The organism is Frankia sp. ACN1ag (assembly GCF_001414035.1).
GTDB lineage: Bacteria > Actinomycetota > Actinomycetes > Frankiales > Frankiaceae > Frankia > Frankia torreyi.
In genome coordinates this window covers 84418-102589 of record NZ_LJPA01000009.1, presented here as the reverse complement: position 1 = coordinate 102589, position 18172 = coordinate 84418, and the positions used below count along the sequence as shown (strand labels likewise).

Here is an 18172-nt window from a genome sequence, read left to right as displayed (position 1 = left end):
NAGGAGGACAAAGGGAATGACGACGACAAAGCCGGCCAACGTCTTGAACTGCCGTCTGAGGTAGGCGGCCGCGCCTTCCTGGACCGCCTGTCCGACCTCCACCATCCGCGCGGTTCCGGGGCTGGCGGCCAACACCTCCCGTACCAGGTAGCCGGCAACGAGCAGCGCGAGGGCTGCGATTATCGCCACACCGGCGACCAGGCCGAGGGCGTTGCCGCTAAGGTCGATTCCAGTGCCCTGGGACTGCAGGGCGCGGGTCGGGGACATGGCTCCTCCCGGTCTACTCCGTGCACCCTCCGCGCGTGTCGATGGCTCATCGGTGCCGGTTCCGGCGGCACCTGGGCATGGAGACGGTGGCGGTCGGGCGCCGCATCTGGCGACGCCCGGAGTGAGATCGGCCGGATTCGTCCCGAATTCGACGCTTTCCGGCAGGCCTCACGGGGAGCACAAGGGGATCTCCGACGGATGAATCAACCGTCCGCGAGATGCGGCGGAGTCTATCCACACGACTGTGACGTGCGCTGCTTTTTCTGCGGCCACCTGCCGAGTCGGCTGCGTTCGAATATTTGGCGCCAGGTTGCGCGTTTGTTCCTATTCATCCCGGTAAAGGGTGAAACATGCCCGCGAGAACCGGGCGGTGGGAACATCCAGACCGAAGAACACACGGTCGCCGCCGGACAGGCGGAGACCCGAACGCCCGTGGCGCGGGGGGAGGAGCGGCACCCGTCCCCACGCCGCACCACGGAGCGGGAGCCCGCCCGAAGCCCACGCCGACCACGGCGTGGCAGACGGGAAACTCCACCCATCAGCTTCCGGGTGGAGAGGAGGTCAACGGGCCGTCTTGTAGGGCGCGGCCTCGACGTCGACGCCCGTGTGCCAGGTCATCGCCACGACGGTACCCACCCCGTCGGGTCCGCGGCTGATCTCGACCTCGTCGACCAGTCCCTCGATGAGGGCGAGCCCGAGGCCCGGCGGGAACCCCGCGCTGTCCTCGGCCGAGTCGTCGTCGGACGGCTCGGACCACCAGGGCGGGTCGGCGGCCTCGGGTTCGAGGTCCAGCAGCGTGGAGGCGGTGACGAGGCCGCCGTCGGGACCCGGCGCGACCTCGTCACCGGTGCGCCCACAGTCCGCGACAGTGATGGTGAAGGTGTCGGGCGTGTCGATGAGCGCGACATGCACCGGCGCCTGCGGCGCATGCCGGCGGTTCACCCGCACCGCGCGGGCGCATGCCTCCGTGACCGCAAGTTTGATCTCGTCGGCGGCTCCGGCGGGAACCCCGGCCCGGCGGCTGACCGCTGTGGCGATCATCCGCGCCGTGCGGACATGTCCGTTCAGGGCGGCGAACCGCAGCTCAACGGTGGGCATACGGCGGTGCCTGCCTTTCCGAAGGCGTGATGTCCGGCTCACTCACTCGCTGGCGGCGAGNGCTTCCTCAATGGAGGAATGGATCGGGAAGACCTTGGTGAGACCCGTGATCCGGAAGATCTTGAGGATGCGTTCCTGGGTGCAGACCAGCCGCAGGGAACCCTCGTGCGCGCGCACCCGCTTGAGGCCGCCGACCAGGACTCCGAGGCCGGTCGAGTCGAGGAACTCGACGCCCTCCATGTCGACGACCAGGTGGTAAGAGCCCCCGGAAACAAGATCAATGAGCTGCTCGCGCAGCTTCGGTGCGGTGTACACGTCGATCTCGCCGCCCACCACGACGACCGTGTGGTTGCCTTCCTGGCGAGTCGTGAGGGACAGGTCCACGGATCCTCCTTGGGTGCCTCCGGCCGTCCCGCGCTTCGGGCGACCGACATCACGGCGCCATTACCCTCCCACGAGGAGGATCAATCCGGTGGGCCGCGACACAGATCGCGGTGCCCCGGTATTTCGGCGGCGTGGTCGATGACGTCTGCTGGAATCTATCCCTGATCTTGTCCAGGCGGGGCTGGTCGGCCGCGTCGAGTCGCGGTTGCGGGACGGGTGGTCCGTCGGGTGGTGGCCCGTGGATCGCCCATCGTCCTGTCGTCGGCGGTACCGCGGCGCATATCCTCGTCGGTCGTGGGTTCGCCGGCGGACAGCGGCGGCGCGGACACGGTCCTCGCCGGGCTTCGCCGCGACGCGCGGCGGGCGCAGTGCATGACGCACGTCGAGCCGGTTGCCGCCCGGCCGGGGCGGCGGGCGTCCTGGCCGGAGTGGGTCGACCCGGTGCTGCGCGGGCGGTGGGTCGCCGCCGGGATCGACGAACCGTGGACGCACCAGGCGGCCGCGGCCGAAGCCGCCCATGCCGGCCGCAGCGTCGTGCTGGCCACCGGCACGGCCTCCGGGAAGTCGCTGGGATACCTGATGCCGGTCCTGTCGCGGCTGCTCACGCAGCCTGGCGCCCGCGCGCTCTACCTGTCGCCGACGAAGGCGCTCGCCCATGATCAGCTTCGGGCGGTGCGGGCGCTGCGGCTCACCGGGGTCCGGGCCGCCACCTACGACGGTGACACGCCGGCGGCCGAGCGGGACTGGGTCCGGGCCCACGCCGGCCTCGTCCTGACCAATCCCGACATGCTCCATCGCGGGATCCTGCCCCAACACCGGCGGTGGGCGCAGTTCCTTCGGGGCCTGCGGTTCGTCGTGATCGACGAATGCCATGGCTACCGCGGCGTGTTCGGCGCGCACGTCGCCGCGGTGATCCGGCGGCTGCGGCGGGTCTGCGCGCGTTACGGGTCGCAGCCGGTGTTCCTGCTGGCGTCCGCCACCACCGCCGACCCGGGGCTGTCGGCCGGGCGGCTCACCGGCGTCGACGTCGAGGTGATCGACGACGACGGCGCACCCCGAGGCCCGATGGACTTCGTGCTCTACGAGCCCCCGCTGCTGTGGCGACGGCAGGCCGAGCGCGAGGGGGGCGGTGCCCCTGGCGAGCCGCGCGGTGCCGGTGAGAACGGCGCGCCGGTCCGGCGGTCGGTCACCGCGGAGTCGGCCGACCTGCTCGCCGATCTCGTCGCCGACGGCGTGCGCACCCTGGTGTTCGTCCGGTCCCGGCGGTCGGCGGAGGTCGTGGCGGTCACCGCCCGTCGCGAGCTGGGTCAGATCGGTTCGGACCTGGCGGACCGGGTGGCGGCCTACCGGGCCGGCTACCTGCCGGAAGAGCGCCGCGAGCTGGAACGGCGGCTGCGCGCGGGGGACCTGCTCGGAGTCGCGACGACGTCGGCGCTGGAGCTCGGGGTGGACATCAGCGGCCTGGACGCCACCGTCACCGCCGGCTTTCCGGGCACCCTCGCCTCGCTGTGGCAGCAGGCCGGCCGGGCCGGCCGGGACGGGCAGCGGTCGCTGGCGGTGCTGGTCGCGCGGGACGATCCGCTCGACACGTACCTTGTCCACCATCCGGAGGCGGTGTTCGGCCGGTCGGTGGAGGCCTGTGTCTTCGACCCGGACAACCCCTACGTGCTCGCCCCGCAGCTGGAGTGCGCCGCTGCCGAGCTGCCGCTCACCGAAGCGGACCTGGGCCTGTTCGGCCCGGCGGCGGCGCGCGTCGTCGACGACCTGGTCCGCCGCGGGCGGCTGCGCCGCCGGCCCACCGGCTGGTTCTGGACCCAGCGGGGCCGCCCGGAGGTGGACATCCGGGGGGCCGGGGGCCCTCCGGTCCGCATCGTCGAGACGTCCACCGGGCGCCTGCTGGGCACGGTCGACGCGGCCGCCGCGCACTCCGCGGTGCACCCCGGTGCGGTCTACCTCCATCAGGGCTCGAGCTTCGTCGTGGACGACCTGGACCTGCCCGAATCCGTGGCGTTCGTCCACGAGGAGTCCCCGGAGTGGACGACGGTCGCGCGCGAGCATACCGACATCCGGATCGTCGAGTCGTCGCGATCGCGCGTCCTGCCCGACGTGGAGGTGCACCTCGGGGTGGTCGAGGTCACCAGTCAGGTCGTCGGCTACCAGCGACGGCTCGTCGCGACCGGCGAGGTGCTCGGCCAGGAGCCGCTGGACCTGCCGCCGAGGCAGTTGCGAACCCGCGCCGTCTGGTACGTCGTCACCGACGGCCTGCTCGCGGGCGCCGCCATCGAGTCCGCGGATGTGCCCGGCGCGGTGCACGCCGCCGAGCATGCGGCCATCGGCCTGCTTCCGCTGTTTGCCACCTGCGATCGCTGGGACATCGGTGGGGTGTCGACCGCCCTGCATCCGGACACGGGCCGGACCAGCGTGTTCGTCTACGACGGCCACGCCGGCGGCGCGGGATTCGCCGAACGGGGATTCCTGCGCATCGGGGACTGGCTGGCCGCCACCCGGGACGCCATCGGCGCGTGCGAATGCCCGGCCGGCTGCCCGTCCTGCGTGCAGTCGCCGAAATGCGGCAACGGCAACGAGCCGCTCGACAAGGCCGCCGCCTGGCGCCTTCTCACCGCGGTGACCGGTGCGGTCGGCTGAACCGCGGATCACACTGCGCCCGTGCGGTTCCGCCATGACCAAAGACGGGTAGGCCGAGCCCATCGGCTCTTCGCGGCCAGTTTCGCCCACGTCCATGGTTCTGGAGGTACCGGTGGTAACCGTCGGTGTCGTGTTGTTGCTGGTAGCGGGGGTCTTCACCGCCGATCTGGTGCTGGAGAACGACGGCCACACAGATGTGATGATCATGGGGCAGTCCCTCTCCTTCGATATCTGGGGCCTGTTCGTGCTAGGTCTCGCCGCCGGGGTGCTGGTCGTCGCGGGGGTGCAGTTGACCCTGCAGGGCCTGGCACGGGACCGGCACCGCCGGCGGGTCGAGCGGCAGCGGGCGCGCGAGCTGGCGGCGATCCGCACGGCTCCGGCGCCTTCCGCACCGGTGCCGGCCGGCGCTGCACCGTCCGCGCCCGCGGCGACGCGCCCGGCCGCCGGGCGCCCCGACGAGCGGACCCCCGACGGACCCCGGCGGACTCGCCCCACCCTCGCCAAGCGCCCCACCCTCGCCAAGAGCCCCACTCCGGCGAAGCAGCCCGCCGCCGAGGCTCGCCCGGCTTCCGAGGCTCGCCCGGTCTTCGAGGCTCGCCCGGCTTCCGAGGCTCGCCCGGTCTTCGAGCCCCGGCCGGCCGCGGAGACTGTCCCTGCGCATGGCGCAGACACCTCGCCCACCTGGTCCGGCGACGTCCGGCAGACCGCGCCGGTGCGGTCCGCCGTGCGCGTCCCCACCCCGCCGACGCCGCCGGCCTCGGACAACCCGGCGACCGATCCGCCGTCCGCCGGGTCCAGCGCGCCGCTGCGGACGAACACCCATCCGCGACGCGGCGACCGGATCGTGGCCCGCGTCGCGGACCTGGGCCGACGGGAGACCCGCGACCAGGACTCGGCCGACCAGACCGTTGAGGACGGAGCGGGGGCCCGCTCCTGACCAATCGCTTTCTGGGACGTCGACAGGCAGGTGCCCNCCGTGCCGACCCGGGGGGCGGCCCGGCCGTGGACGTGCTGCTGCACTCGGAGACAGTGGTCAGGAGGGGGAAGCCGGCGGGGTGGATGCCGGGGTGTGGTCGGGCGCTTGCGCCTGCGCGACAATGATCGTGATTGCCGTGCCGCGGGCGACGACGCCCCCCCGGGGCTGCTGGGAGACAACCGTCCCCGGTGCCTCGTTTCCCGGCCGGGGCTCCTCGACGACGTCGAGACCAAGGCCGCGCAGCGTCTCCGTGGCCGTGGCGCGATCCTGACCGACGACGTCGGGCACCGTGACCTGGCGGCTCACCACGGTGATCGTGACCGTCGTTCCATAGGCGACCTGAGTGTTGCCCGGCGGTTGCACCTTCGCGACCAGACCCGGCCCCACGCCCGAGGGACCGGAGTCCGTCCGGGTCACCACGGTCAGCCCGGCGGTCTCCAGGCTGGACCGTGCGTCCACCTCTGACCAGCCGACGACGTTGGTGATCGTGGTGTGCCCCGGGCCGGTCGACACATCGATCCGTAGGGCCGCGTTCCGGCTCGCCCGGGTGCCGCTGGTCGGGTCGACCGCGAGGACGATGTCCGCAGGCTGGTCAGCGGACCGGTAACTTCTGGTGATGTTCGTGAACCCGGCGGTGCGCAGTTCCTGCTCCGCCGCGTCGGCACCGCGTCCCACGATGTCGGGGATGGCGGTCGGGTCGTCCTGATCGTCCGGCCCGGCGCCCGGCGTGACGACCTGGGGGATCGTGACCTGCGCGTTCGTCGGCCCGGTCGAGACGACCAACGTCACCGTGGTGGATGCGTCGGCCCGCGACCCGCTCACCGGATTCACGGAGAGGACGCTGTCGCGCGGGTGGGCGTCGGCGCGCGTCTCCTCCCGGATGGCACGGAACCCGGCCGCGCGCAGTCGGGTCGCCGCCTCGTGGAACGGGAGCCCGATCAGATCGTCCGGAACAGTGGTGTCCGTCTGCCTGGATGTCCCGGCGGCGGTCCGGTCATGCCCGTCCGCCTGGACGACGAGCCAGGCACCGAGCAGGGTGACCAGTACGCCGAGCGCCACGGCGACAAGCACCCGCGTGGACGCGAAGGCCCTACGGACGGGCGGTGTGGCCTCGGCGGGTGCCGAGCGCTCAGGTCGCGGCGCGGCGGACTCCGGATGCGGTGGGACGGCCCGCGGGTCGGGTACCTGCGAGGGCTCCAGGAGCTCCTGAAGGCCCGGGAGCGCCGCGTCCGTGACGAGGCGCTCCAGCGCGGTCAGGTCCGGGCCCACAGTGGCGGGGCTGCCGGCCTGTGCGGCGCTGTCCTGTGCGGCGCTGTCCTGTGCGGCGCTGTCCTGTGCCGCGCCGGCAGGCGAAGGTACCGCGGCGCCGAGGGTGACCAGGCGTCGCAGGAGCTCGTCGGCGGTGGGCCGGGCTCGGGGATCGCGGCTCATGGCCTGCCGTACGACGGCGCCCAGAGCCGGACCGAGGCCTTCCAGATCGGGATCCGTCTGCATGATCCGGAACAGTTGACTGGNGGCCGGGCCTGCCCCGAACGGGGGATGCCCGGTGCCCGCGAAGACCACCAGACCGCCCCAGGCCCAGATGTCCGCGGCGCTGGTGATGCCGTCCGCGCGGATCTGCTCGGGCGCCATGAAGGCCGGTGTGCCGACGATCGAATCCTGGGTGACGCGGGTGGAGTCGGCCGCGTAGGCGATGCCGAAGTCGATCACGCGTGGCCCGAACGACGAGAGCAGAACGTTCGACGGCTTGAGATCGCGGTGGACGAGACCGGCCCCGTGGATCGCGGTCAGCGCCGCGGCGACGCTTACCGCGACCCGTTCGAGGTCCGCGGCGCCCAGCGGTCCGCCGGTGCTCACCGCCTCTGCCAGGGTGGGGCCGTCGATGAACTCCGTGACGATGAAGGGCTGCCCGTCCGGCGGGTCGACGGCGTCGAGAAGTTCCGCCGTGCAGAACCGGGCGACGCGGCGGCCCACCTCGGCCTCGCGGCGGAACCGCGCGCGGAACGCGGGAACGGCGGCGATGTCGGCCCGGATCACCTTGATCGCGACGAGCCGTCCTTCGGGCGTGCGGCCCAGGTAGACGGTGCCCATCCCGCCCTCGCCGAGCCGGCCGACAACGCGGTAACCGGCCAGCTCGGACGGATCCCCAGGCCGCAACGCAGCCACCTCCGACCGGCCGGCGAGCTCGGGAGGGGGAGCGGTCAGCGGTGGCCCGTCCGCCGGCGGACCATCGCCGCTGCGCGGGCTGGTCGGCGGCGCGGCGCGGCCGCCCAGAGAACCCGGGGCTGCGGACGATGGTTTCTCGGCGCTCCGGCATCCGTCCATGCGACCTCCGGTCTCCGGTCGGCGCGTCGGGCGGCACGCCATTGCGGAGTCATCGACGCGGGGCGATCCCCATCGGTTGCGGAAACGGGGCAGGGCTGTCGTGAACGTGACACACGCCAGCTCGGACGCCCGGACCGGTCAGGACGGAGCGGTCAGGACGGAGCGGGGGCCCGCTCCTGACCATTCGCTTCCTGGGACGTCGGCAGGTAGGCGCCGGCCGCGCCGCCCCATGGGCCGGCCCGGGCGTGGACGCTGAGATCGCCCAGCCTGCCGATCACCGCCGGCAGGTGCACGCCGACGGCGATCTCCACCGCGTCGGCGACGATGCGGCAGTCCACCAGGCGGGCCCCGTTGGCGGCGCTGATCTCCCGGGCCCGCGCGCACACGGCCTGCTCGTCGACCGGGGGCAGGGCGGCCGCGGCGAGCGCCGCGAGATCGGCGGCTGTCGCGGCCCGTTGTCGCGACGCGCCGATCACCGTCACGGTGAAGGCGAGTCCGGCCAGCGACAGCAGCGCGAACAGGACGGCGAGCAGCCACACCGTCGCCGATCCGTCGTCCCGCGGCTCCCCGGTCGCCGCGGGGGCGGCGAGGCCCTCCGGCCGGGGATGGCGGCCATCCGTGGTCACGGTGGCCCCGGCGGCGCGCAGTCCGGCGCCGTGCAGGCGACCGGTTCGACGGGAGTGACGGCGTGCGCCGTCACGACGAGTGCCGGCACCAGCCGCCCGAGGCCGGCGGCACCGACCGGCGCCGAGACCTCGACGTCCAGCAGGTCAGCATCGCGGTGCAGCCGGAGGGTCGCGCCGCGAGGCGCCGCCCGGGTCACCGCGGCGGAGACCGTCGCCTGCGCCTCGCCCCTGGCCGCGAGCCGGGCGCCGACCCGCGCCGCGTCGGCGCACCGGGCCTGCGCGCCGACCGTCGCGAGCATCCAGGCCGCGAGGAAGAAGGCGACGAACACCGAGGGCAGGCCCACAGCGAGTTCGGCGGTCGCCTGACCGCTGTCCGCCCCGCGGGTGATGTCCCGCCGGTGCCGGGCGACGGTCGGCGGATGGGGGAGGGGATGTGCGCGGCGCCCGCACGGCACCGCCCCGGACCATCGCACTGGAGCCGCTCAGAACGAGACGGTCAGCGCGCGCTGCACGACCGACGAGACCAGCGAGCGGGTCGCGGAACTCGACACGACCGCGTAGAGGACACCGGCGAACGCGACTGCGGCGAGCGTGCCGACCGCATACTCGGCAGTGGACATCCCCAGGTCGCGGCCGCCCGCGCCGCCGCGGCGACCGGCGAGGATCCGGTGGCAGGCGGCCCGGACGAACAGACCGCGAGGCAGGCGGGGCAGGCGGGGCGGGGACGGGAACATCCTCGACGGGAACATCAGGGACACCTCCGGAACAACGGGGCAGGGTTGGATCGGGTGGTGCCTGCGCGGCTACGCCGGCAGCAGATTCGGTAGGGACCCGAGCACGACGGGGACGACGCCGAGCAGCAGGAAGGCCGGCAGGAAGCAGAGTCCGAGGGGCGCGACGGCCAGCACGCCGGCCCGGCGGGCGGCGGCGATGCTCTCCGCGTGGGCCTCGTCGCGGGCCCGCTGGGCGAGCCGGACGAGGGCGGCGGCCGGTTTCGCCCCGGACGTCTGAGCCCGGTCGAAGGCGGCGACGGCTGCTCGCATCATCGCGGTCCAGCGTGATCCCGGCGACGCGCGCGGATCGCGCCGCACCAGCCGCGCCAGCCGCGCGGCGCGGCCGCTCGCGACGGTGGCAGCGACCAGCCGGTCGCAGGCGGCGAGCGCGTCGGCCCCCGCCGCCAGTTCCTCGGCGGCGCGGCGCAGCTCCCGGCCCAGCACGCCGCCGTTGGCGGCGCCAACGGCCACCATGGCGGAGACGACCGTCCCGCCACCCCGCAGACAGGCCGCGATCAGGTCGAGGGCCAGCGGCAGGTCGGCGAGCAGCCGCTCGCGCCCGGAGGCGATGCTGGTCGGGCCACCGGTCGGGCCACCGGTCCGGGCGGCGTCCATCGCCACCGGGGCCACCCGCCGTTCGACGCGGTCCGCGAAGGACCGCAGCCAGCGCAGGCCCGCCAGATCCGCCAGGCCCCCCGCGAGCAGGCAGGCGTTGCCGGCGGGGGTGGCGAGCAGCGTGTGCAGCGGCTGGGCACCGGCCAGCGAGCCCAGTGCGATCCCAGCCAGCGGGAGGGCGGCCACCAGCCGCCCGGAGGACCTCGGGCCGGCCAGCGCCGCGGCCAGTTCCCCCGCCCGCACGGCGTCGGCCCTGGCGAGCGTGGCCAGCATCGTCGTGACGGGGGCGAGCCGGGCACCGACCATCGTGCAGACCTGGTAGGCGATGCCGAGCTGGCGGACGGCGCCGGCCTCGTTGCGGCACAGCGTGACCCCGGGGTCGTCCGGTCCCGCGAGTGTGTCGGCCAGCCGGTCCAGCGGGATCCAGCCGGGATGGTGGTCGGGGGCGATACCGAGCTCGTCGATGCCGCGCGCGGCCGCGCGCAGGGCGTTCCCGTGCGGACCGCCGGCGTCGAGTTCCGCCGCGAAGGCCGCGAGGAAGTCCTCCGCGCAGGCCCGCACCCTTGCCTGCCGTCGCCGCGCCCGCTCCCGCCGGACGGCCCGTGCCAGGCAGCCGAGCGCCACGCAGACGGTCGCCGCGGCGACGGGTCCGACGGTCACCGCGACCACAGAGACCAGCGCGACCACCGCGACGATGCCCAGCACGGCGCTGCCCGGCATGGCGATGGGTGCTGCGGCGACCGCCGCAGCCCGCCGGGTCCTCCCGGTCCCGCCCGGGCCGCGGCGGCGGGCGTGGGCAACCGGGCCCACGACGCCCGCCGGGGCGATCAAGGCAGGCTCCCCGCGGGTGCGGCAGCGTCGAGGAACCCCGGCAGGCTCACCCCGCGGGCGTCCAACAGGCTTCTCAGCAGCGGCAGCCCCTCCGCGGCCACGGGCCCCTCGCCGCGCCGCGGCGCTCCCCGCCGGCCGGTGGGCGGGGGCGCCACCAACGCGGGTACGACCTGCACCAGACCGTCGGGTGCCCGGCGGAACACGCCGACCGCCCGGACCCGCCGGTGGCCGTCCACATCCCGATGCAGGTGGACGGCCGCGTGCAGGGCTGCGGCGACATGACTGTGTACCGCCGCCCGGGAGAGCCCCGCGAGGGCGGCCAACGCCTCCAGCCGGGTGGGCAGCGCGGCGGTGTCGTTGGCGTGCACGGTGCTCAGGCCTCCCTCATGCCCGGTGTTGAGGGCGACGAGGAGGTCGAGCACCTCCGGGCCGCGGACCTCGCCGACGACGAGGCGGTCCGGCCGCATCCGCAGCGCCTGCCGGACCAGCTCGCGCTGGGTCACCTCGCCGGCGCCCTCGATGTTGGGCGGTCGGGCCTCCAGCCGGACCAGGCCGGGGCGGCTCACCGCGAGCTCGGCGGTGTCCTCGACGAGGACGATGCGTTCGCCCGGGCGCACCGCGCCCAGCAGGGCGGCGAGCAGCGTGCTCTTGCCCGTGCCGGTGCCGCCCGTCACGACGACCGCGAGCCGCGCGTGCAGCACGGCGTGGAGCACCGCGGCCACCGTGGGACTCAGCGTGCCGGCGAGCACGAGCTCGTCAAAGGTGAACGGCCGGCGCCGGGGGCGCCGCAGGGACAGGCAGGTGCCGCGCACGGCGGTGGGCGCGAGGACGGCGTGCATCCTGGTGCCGTCGCCCAGCAGGACGTCGGCGAAGGGCATGGCGGAGTCCAACCGCCGGCCGCTGGCCGCCGCGAGCCGGACGGCGAGGCGGCGTACCGCATCCTCATCGGCGAAGGTGACCGGCGTCCTCGCCAGCCGGCCCCGCCGCTCCACCCAGACCTCGTCGGGGGCGTTCACCAGCACGTCGGTGACGTCCGGATCGGCGAGGAAAGGATCAAGCGGACCGGCGCCGAGCGGGCCGGCGCCGCGGGGCTCCGTGGTCGCCGACTCCGGCTCGTGCGGGCCCGCTGCCTCCCGACGCCCCGTACCCGCCGCCCGCTCCCCGGCCACCGGCTGCGCCGCCGCCACCCGGCGTTGCCCGGCCCGGGCTGACGGCCCGCCACCCCGCCGGGCCGTCACGCCCATGTCTGAGGCTCCGTGCTCGGGCCTTCCGGCGCCTGCGGGGTGGTCGGCCACCGGAGGAGCCCCAGCCGGGCCAGCAGCCGGTCGCCGAGCGGTCCCGGGGCGTCGGCGTTCCGCGGGGCGTCGGCGCCGGCCGAAGTCGCGGCCGGTGGCCGGCGGGCATCGGCGATCACCCCGGCCAGCGGCACTCCGAGCATCTCGCTGACCGCCGTGGGGGCGAGCCCGGCCGACTGGCGTTGCCGTACGACCGCTCGCACGTCCGAGCACCGTCGCCCGACCGTCGCGCAGACCCGCTCGGCAGCCATGACGGACGCCAGATCCGCCCGCAGCACCACCAGCGCCGTCCGGCAGGAGCCGAGCGCGAGGGCGGCGGCCGGGTCCTGCTGCCAGGGCAGGTCGACGACCACCAGATCCGAGGTGGACCGGGCCGTCGAGAGCAGCGTGACCATCGGTCCCACCGGTACGTCGGGCCCGACACCGAGATCCCAGGAGACCACCGCCAGGTCACCGTGCCCCGCCGGCGGACCCGACCAGGAGGGGGGCGCTTTCCCGCCGAGCTTGCCCGGGGGCACCGCGTCCGGCGGGGGGAGGGGATCCGTCGGCCGCCGGTCGGCGGCCCCCGGCGGGGGATCAGCCGCGGACGGCAGGAGCCGGGCGAAGCCGGGTGCCACCCCGCTGCCCCGCGGGTCGGCGTCGATCAGCATTGTGCGCAGGCCGTGGCGCAGGCCCGACAGCGCCAGCGAGACTGCGAGCGTCGACGCGCCGCTGCCGCGCCGGCCGGCGACCACCCCGATCGTCACCGATTCGCGTGGGCCGAATCCGTCGAGATCACCGAAGGCGTCGATCAGCCAGAGCTCGGCTTCCGGCAGGAAGATCACGTGATCGGCGCCGATGCGGGTACCAGCGGACCAGACTCGGCCGTCCTCGACGTGGCCGCCGACCAGGACCACGTGCGGGCGCAGCGGCAGGCCGGCGGCGATGCACGCCTCGGCGCGGTCCATGNCGACGACGACCAGCGGCGCCGCCGCCCAGGCGCGGCGCAGCGCGCCCGGCTCGGTGGCGACCGTCGTCGTGACGCCGGCGGCCGCGGCCAGGCGCAGGAGGTCGTCGAGCAGGTCCGGGACGCCGGTCACGATCAGCGGTCGCGCGTCGCGGCCGTCAGCGGGGGTGAGCAGGGGCATGGCGGGGGGCATGGCGGGCTCGATTCCCGGTCGGAGGGGAGGACGTGGCCCACCATGCGCCGAAGCGGGCCCTGTGGATGAGCGCTCTCCACAGGGCTTCGCCGTGGTGTCATAGAGGATTTGGCCTGATGCCGGGAACTCGCCGCTGCCCGGGGCCGCGTCGGTCGGTGGCCGCGAGGAAGCGGCGGAGCCGACGACAAACAGGGGAAGGACGGAATGGGCGAGGCGACCCCCGCAGGGGGGAGTGCGGGGGTCGCCTCGGGACATGGCCCAGGTGGAGGCTGCCCGTCTTGGGCCGGGTCCCGCGGCTCTCCGGCCGCCAGGTCCGACATGCCAGGAGATACCCGAGGGCGCCCACGTGAAACCGCACCTTGTGCGAATTCGGGGCGTGCCCGCCGATCGCGGGACGCATCCCCCAAGCGGGGGGCCCGGTGAAGGGCCGCGGGAGTGATCAGGTGTCGCGAGCGAGCGCCTCGCAGACAGCCAGGGACTCCCGGGCAGCCAGTTCGAGGGCCTTCGCGCAGTGCAGAACCCAGGTCGCGACCCCCTGCGCCCCGCCGCCGACGTAGGCGGCGGCGGCGTCGCGGTAGCCGAGGACCGGCGCCCCCGGATCGTCGATGTGGTCGACTTCCAGATGCCCGACGTCGGTGGCGGTCAGGGCCTTGGGGTCCAGCCCGCGGCTGATGAGGACCAGCCGGCTGGCGGCCCGGGCGATGACACCGTCCAGCGCGCCGAACGGCCGCAGCGCCAACAGCTCCCCGTGCACCACGGCGGCCACCACGACGGCCGGCGCCGTGGTCGGCGTGACGAGCAGCCCGGTCAGGCCATCCAGCCGCACGGAGGTCTCGACCGAGTGCGGGGGCGGACCGAGCCGAAGCGGGTCGAGCAGCTCACGGGTGCCCGCGTCGGCCCGCGGCCGACCGAGCAGGTCGTCGGGCAGGTAGCCGCGCCCCACCAGGACGTGCATCCGCGCGAGTGCCTGCCGGGGTGCCCGTTCCCAGGCCGGCCCGAGCACCCCGAGCTCGGCGTAGAGGCGGACCGTCCCCAACACGACGGGGGAGGGCAGATCGGTGGAGGAGAGGTCCAGGGAGTCGGTGGAGCGAAGGTCGGCCGGAACACCGACGGCCGGCGGGAACGTCCGCGCCGCCGCGTCCGGTGCCGCCGCGTCCGGTGCCGCCGCGTCCGGTGCCGCCGGGTTGGGTGCCGCCGGGTTGGGTGCCGCTGGGTCCGGAGCCAACCGGCCCTCGCTCGCCGGGGTGGGCCGCGCGTCGGTGCCAGCGCCCGAGAGGTAGCCGCGTAGCCCTTCCAGGCTGATCTCGTGCCCCTCCAGGGCGGCCGAGGCGCGGGCCGCCCGCAGGGATGCCTCTGTGGTCACGGCGGCGCTCTGCCGGCGCAGGATGCGGTGCCGCAGCAGCGCGTCGACGGCCGCGCGGGCGCTGTCCGCCGCCTCGCGCACCCCGGGCAGGGCGGCGACTCGGGCGAGCGGGTCGGCGGCGAGGACTGATCCGGACGGGCGGGGGTTCACGGTTGGCACGGTACCCGTCCGCGCCATCCGGAGTCGGTGCCCAGCCGGCCGTCGGAGGCGTCACACGAGCACAACCGCGTCGTTCTCCCCCTGGGAGCGTCCGCCCGGGGGACACTGCGCAGCAGGAAAGGGAACGGCGGACTGTGCGCCGGTCCGCCGGGAGGTATGTCGGCGGTGCGACTGGCGAGAGGTTCGGGCCGGGTGTCTCCGGTCGGGTCTCCCGGTCCGCCGCCGGCGCGGACCACCCTGGGCGGGGCGATGGGCCTCGCGACCCGACCACACCGGTCCGGTCGCGGGCCAGAGGGAGGACGAAGGGTGTCGACTACTGCCGGAAAGGCCCGCAACGGCCGGGAGCCCTCGTTGGGCGAGCTGGTGGCGCTGGCCACCCGCGATGTCTCGCTGCTCGTCCGTCAGGAGATCGACCTCGCCAAGGCCGAGCTGACCCGGCAGGCCGTCTCGGCCGCGCTCGGGGTGGCCTGCCTTGCGGTGGCGGCGGGGCTCGGGCTGTGTGCCCTGATCGCCGTCACGATCTTCCTGGGAGAGCTGATCACCTGGGCCGGCGTCGAGCGGTACTGGTCGTACCTGCTCACCGCGGCGGGGTACCTGGTGGTCGCCGGTCTGCTGGCGTTGTTCGCGATCCGCAGGTTCCGCCGGCTCTCCCCGCCCGAACGGACCATCCAGACCGTCCGGGACGACATCTCCTGGCTGCGCAATCCGACTGCCACACCGGCATCGGCATCGGCCGCCCCGACGAACCCGGCATCCGGGGTGGCCTCCGCGGGGCCGGCGGTCTCAGGCGACGCGCAGGGCCCCACTCCGGCGGGGCCTGGCGGGGCGGTGCTGGCCCCGCACCGCCTCCCCTCCTGATCGCCGGGTCGGCCGGGTCGGCCAGGTTGCCGGGGGCGCCGGGGTCGCCGGGGTCGGCCAGGTCGCCGGGGTCGCTGGGGCGCGGAGAGGAGTCTCCGGAGCGGTCCGCCGCAGCAGCCGCCAGCCCGGTCACGCCCCGTCCTGACCGGACCACCGCCGGCCCACAGTGGGGAGCGGTCTGCCATCCTGGCAGGCGATGGAGGACACCGTTCCCGAGCCCGCCAGCGTCCTGATCGACGGGCCGTGGCGGCATCGGGACGTGTCCGCCAACGGCACCCGGCTGCACGTCGCCGAGCTCGGCCGCGGTCCCCTGGTCCTGTTGCTGCACGGCTTTCCGCAGTTCTGGTGGGCCTGGCGCCACCAGCTCACCGCGCTGTCCGCGGCGGGCTACCGCGTCGTGGCCCCGGACCTGCGCGGATACGGGGCGAGCGACAAACCGCCGCGAGGCTATGACGCGTTCACCCTGTCCGACGACGTGGCCGGCCTCATCCGGGCGCTCGGCGAGCAGGACGCCGTCGTCGTCGGCCACGACTGGGGCGGACTGCTCGGCTGGACGACGGCGACCCGCCATCCGATGGTCGTCCGCCGCCTCGCCGTTCTGGCGATGCCCCACCCGCTGCGGCTGCGTCACCAGATCGCGGCGGACCCGCGGGGCCAGGGCGCCGCGAGCCGCTACATGGCGGGCTTCCAACTGCCCTGGCGTCCCGAACGTGCCCTGGTCGCCAGGGATGCCGTCCGGGTCGCGGCCCTCCTGCGCGCGTGGGGGGGTCCCGGCTATCCCGACGCCGAGGCGGAGCGGCGCTACCGCTCAGCGATGCGTATCCCCGGTGTGGCGCACAGTGCCCTGGAGTACCACCGATGGGTGTTCCGCTCGTTGTTCCGGCCGGACGGGGCGCGGTTCGCCGGCGTGCTGCGGCGCTCCCTGCACGTCGACACGCTGCAGATCCACGGTGCGGCCGATCGCTGCTTCCTGCCGTCCACCGCCCAGGGATCCGGGCGCTACGTCAGCGGTCCCTACACCTGGAAACTGCACGGCGAGGTCGGCCACTTCCCGCACGAGGAGGTCCCGGACCTCGTCAACGCCGAGCTGCTCACCTGGCTCGACTCCTGAGGACCGTCAGTCGCAGCCCTGCGTGCTGACCGGCGTCACCGCGACGCTGCCGACCGTGGCGGGCTGCGCGACCTCGGCGGCGCTGAGCACGTACCCGGTGTCATCGTCGCCGATGGCCGCGGCGAACACCACGCCGAGCACGGTCCCGTCCGGGGCAAGCAGCGGGCCGCCCGAGTTCCCCGGTAGCACCCGGCCGCGAACGGCGTAGATGTCGCGCACGACGGTGCCGTGCTCGTAGATGTTCGCCGCCCGGGCCCGCTGGTGGTTGCGGACGCGGGCGGCCACGGTGGTGTAGGGCCCGTCCTGGGGATACCCGGCGATGACCGCCGGCTCCTCGGCCGCGGCCGGCGGGCTGGCCCGCATCCGCAGCGGGGGGCGCTGCAGGTCCGGCACCCGCAGCACGGCGACGTCCCGGTCCGGGTCGAACACCACGACCTCGGCCGGCAGGGTGCCGGTGGACAGCACGACCGTCGGGTGGCGGACGCCGGCCACCACGTGGGCGTTGGTCATGACCCGCTGGGGGGCGATCACGAAGCCGGATCCCTCGACCCGCTGGTCGCAGGACCGGGCGACGCCGCGGATCTTCACGATGCTCGCCGCCGCGGACTGCACCCCGGCGGCCTGGGTGGTGGTCGGGTCCGGCGGGCCGGCCGCGATGATCCGCTCGCCCCCGAGGCCGGCGAAGACCTCCGGGAAGGCCTTGTCGTCGGCGATCTGGCGCAGGTCGGCAAAGGTCTCGCGGACCCCGTCCGGCATGCCGGCGTCCACCGCCGCGAGCACGTGGGAGTCGTGGACCGACCGGGCGAGGGACTCGAAGGGCGAGCGTTCGACGGCGTTCGCCAGCAGCCAGGCGACGAGCAGCACCGAGACGCCGGAGAGCACCGCCCCGGCGGCGGCGTCGACGGCCCGACCGGGCCGCCAGGTCAACCGATCGCGCAGCGCGACCGCGATCGCCGTGCCGGCGACCTGGCCGGCCAGGGCGAGCCCGAGCACGACGAGCAGGCCGACCAGCGCGCCGTGGCCCTGCTGACCGATCAGCTCGGTGAACGGTTTCGCGATCTTCGCGCCGAGCACTCCGCCGCCCAGGAAGCCGACGAACGACAGGGCGCCCACCAGGAAGCCCTGTCGATAGCCGGAGACCGCGAACAGGACGACGAGCACCAGCAGGACGACGTCGAGCACATTGGGCACGGCGGGGTCGGCCCGGACTCAGGCGATCTTCAGCGTGGCCGTCATGTTGGGATGCAGGGTACAGACCACCGGATAGTCACCCGGCTCCGTCACGGTGAAGGTGACGCTCTGCGACTCACCGGCGGAGACGATGCTGGTGTGCGCGGCGGGGATGCGCGGGACGACGAAGTTGTGTGGCGCCGAGCCCTGCGCCACGGAGAAGTCGACGCGGATCTTCCCGGGCTTCGCCAGCAGCTCCGTGGCGGAGAACTTCATGCTCGGCAGGCCGGTGACCGCGAACACCTGGACGCCGTCCGCCCCCCGGGTGGCGCTGAGCGTGGGGCCGGCGGACGGACTGCCGCCGCCGTCGCCGCCGCAGCCCGCCACGCCCAGCAGCACGGCAAGGACCAGCCCGAGCAGCGCGGCCGCGCGGGACGCTCGCTGGTGGGGCGAGCCCAGGTCCGACGGGCGGGCCGCCTGGTCGCGGTCCGCGGTGCAGGTCATCGGTGGTGCCTTTCGTGTCGGGGCGCGGTCGG

Annotated in this window: 16 protein-coding genes and 3 pseudogenes; 4 read left to right on the top strand and 15 right to left on the bottom strand. The window is 74.7% G+C overall.

Annotation, left to right across the window (positions count from 1 at the left end):
• Position 1 precedes the first annotated feature (1 nt).
• From UK82_RS36960 to UK82_RS10120, 3 genes are all read right to left on the bottom strand, one after another.
• On the bottom strand, positions 2–267 hold a 266-nt coding region (locus tag UK82_RS36960), incomplete at its 3' end, for a sodium/proton-translocating pyrophosphatase (RefSeq protein ID WP_236705748.1).
• A 561-nt stretch (positions 268–828) separates the two neighbouring features.
• Complete coding sequence (locus UK82_RS10125; protein WP_044883915.1) at positions 829–1365, bottom strand: ATP-binding protein; 537 nt, start codon at positions 1363–1365, stop codon at positions 829–831.
• A gap of 61 nt (positions 1366–1426) precedes the next feature.
• A partial coding sequence (locus UK82_RS10120; RefSeq protein WP_236705747.1) for an STAS domain-containing protein occupies positions 1427–1749 on the bottom strand: 323 nt, incomplete at its 3' end.
• Positions 1750–2043: 294 nt separating this feature from the next.
• Between UK82_RS10120 and UK82_RS10115 the strand changes: the two genes are divergently transcribed.
• Positions 2044–4395 (top strand): DEAD/DEAH box helicase, encoded by a 2352-nt coding sequence (locus tag UK82_RS10115; protein ID WP_083507128.1) that lies wholly within the window; start codon positions 2044–2046, stop codon positions 4393–4395.
• A 112-nt stretch (positions 4396–4507) separates the two neighbouring features.
• Positions 4508–5332, top strand: coding sequence for a hypothetical protein (locus tag UK82_RS10110; RefSeq protein WP_152989852.1), 825 nt, complete (start codon positions 4508–4510; stop codon positions 5330–5332).
• 96 nt (positions 5333–5428) lie between these two features.
• On the opposite strand, the pseudogene UK82_RS36955 reads toward UK82_RS10110, so the two are convergent.
• The 10 genes and pseudogenes from UK82_RS36955 to UK82_RS32645 all read right to left on the bottom strand — a co-directional run.
• Positions 5429–6885, bottom strand: a pseudogene (locus tag UK82_RS36955) (PASTA domain-containing protein); the annotation flags it as partial.
• A gap of 1 nt (position 6886) precedes the next feature.
• Positions 6887–7537, bottom strand: a 651-nt coding sequence (locus tag UK82_RS36950) for a serine/threonine-protein kinase (RefSeq protein WP_396230510.1), incomplete at its 3' end; no start/stop codon positions are given.
• A 311-nt stretch (positions 7538–7848) separates the two neighbouring features.
• Entirely contained in the window at positions 7849–8322 is a 474-nt protein-coding gene (locus UK82_RS10100; RefSeq protein ID WP_044883913.1) for an Rv3654c family TadE-like protein, read from the bottom strand.
• Positions 8319–8777, bottom strand: coding sequence for a TadE family type IV pilus minor pilin (locus UK82_RS10095; protein WP_236705746.1), 459 nt, complete (start codon positions 8775–8777; stop codon positions 8319–8321). The genes UK82_RS10100 and UK82_RS10095 overlap by 4 nt, the downstream gene beginning before the upstream one ends.
• A 27-nt stretch (positions 8778–8804) precedes the next feature.
• Positions 8805–9071: a DUF4244 domain-containing protein gene (locus tag UK82_RS10090; RefSeq protein ID WP_236705745.1), complete on the bottom strand. Its 267-nt coding sequence runs from the start codon at positions 9069–9071 to the stop codon at positions 8805–8807.
• A 54-nt stretch (positions 9072–9125) separates the two neighbouring features.
• Complete coding sequence (locus tag UK82_RS10085) at positions 9126–10541, bottom strand: type II secretion system F family protein (RefSeq protein WP_236705744.1); 1416 nt, start codon at positions 10539–10541, stop codon at positions 9126–9128.
• Positions 10538–11785 carry a TadA family conjugal transfer-associated ATPase gene (locus tag UK82_RS10080; RefSeq protein WP_055406962.1) on the bottom strand — a complete coding sequence of 416 codons (1248 nt, stop codon included), beginning with the start codon at positions 11783–11785 and terminating at the stop codon, positions 10538–10540. Before UK82_RS10080 ends, UK82_RS10085 begins: the two co-directional genes overlap by 4 nt.
• Positions 11776–12784 (bottom strand): annotated as a pseudogene (ssd, locus tag UK82_RS42530) (septum site-determining protein Ssd); the annotation flags it as partial. The gene UK82_RS10080 and the pseudogene ssd, both read right to left, overlap by 10 nt.
• 1 nt (position 12785) lies before the next feature.
• Positions 12786–12963, bottom strand: a pseudogene (locus UK82_RS42525) (hypothetical protein); the annotation flags it as partial.
• A gap of 451 nt (positions 12964–13414) precedes the next feature.
• Positions 13415–14515: a hypothetical protein gene (locus tag UK82_RS32645; protein ID WP_055406960.1), complete on the bottom strand. Its 1101-nt coding sequence runs from the start codon at positions 14513–14515 to the stop codon at positions 13415–13417.
• Between the two features lie 288 nt (positions 14516–14803).
• Here UK82_RS32645 and UK82_RS10065 point away from each other — a divergent pair, with 288 nt between their 5' ends.
• A complete protein-coding gene (locus UK82_RS10065; protein WP_236705743.1) occupies positions 14804–15355 on the top strand; it encodes a phage holin family protein in 552 nt (183 codons plus the stop codon).
• A 196-nt stretch (positions 15356–15551) separates the two neighbouring features.
• On the top strand, positions 15552–16466 hold the full coding sequence (locus tag UK82_RS10060) for an alpha/beta fold hydrolase (protein WP_055406959.1): 915 nt from the start codon (positions 15552–15554) through the stop codon (positions 16464–16466).
• A gap of 6 nt (positions 16467–16472) precedes the next feature.
• Here the strand turns inward: UK82_RS10060 and UK82_RS10055 are convergent, their stop codons facing one another.
• Both UK82_RS10055 and UK82_RS10050 read right to left on the bottom strand, forming a co-directional pair.
• Positions 16473–17657 carry a MarP family serine protease gene (locus tag UK82_RS10055; protein ID WP_044883906.1) on the bottom strand — a complete coding sequence of 395 codons (1185 nt, stop codon included), beginning with the start codon at positions 17655–17657 and terminating at the stop codon, positions 16473–16475.
• An 18-nt stretch (positions 17658–17675) separates the two neighbouring features.
• Entirely contained in the window at positions 17676–18140 is a 465-nt protein-coding gene (locus tag UK82_RS10050; RefSeq protein WP_082121697.1) for a plastocyanin/azurin family copper-binding protein, read from the bottom strand.
• Positions 18141–18172: the final 32 nt, after the last annotated feature.

Excerpts from the sequence above, each read along its gene's own strand:
- UK82_RS10125 (WP_044883915.1), bottom strand. The coding sequence starts at position 1,365 with ATGCCCACCGTTGAGCTGCGGTTCGCCGCCCTGAACGGACATGTCCGC.
- UK82_RS10090 (WP_236705745.1), bottom strand. The coding sequence starts at position 9,071 with ATGTTCCCGTCGAGGATGTTCCCGTCCCCGCCCCGCCTGCCCCGCCTG.
- UK82_RS10080 (WP_055406962.1), bottom strand. The coding sequence starts at position 11,785 with ATGGGCGTGACGGCCCGGCGGGGTGGCGGGCCGTCAGCCCGGGCCGGG.
- UK82_RS32645 (WP_055406960.1), bottom strand. The coding sequence starts at position 14,515 with ATGGCGCGGACGGGTACCGTGCCAACCGTGAACCCCCGCCCGTCCGGA.
- UK82_RS10060 (WP_055406959.1), top strand. The coding sequence starts at position 15,552 with ATGGAGGACACCGTTCCCGAGCCCGCCAGCGTCCTGATCGACGGGCCG.
- UK82_RS10050 (WP_082121697.1), bottom strand. The coding sequence starts at position 18,140 with ATGACCTGCACCGCGGACCGCGACCAGGCGGCCCGCCCGTCGGACCTG.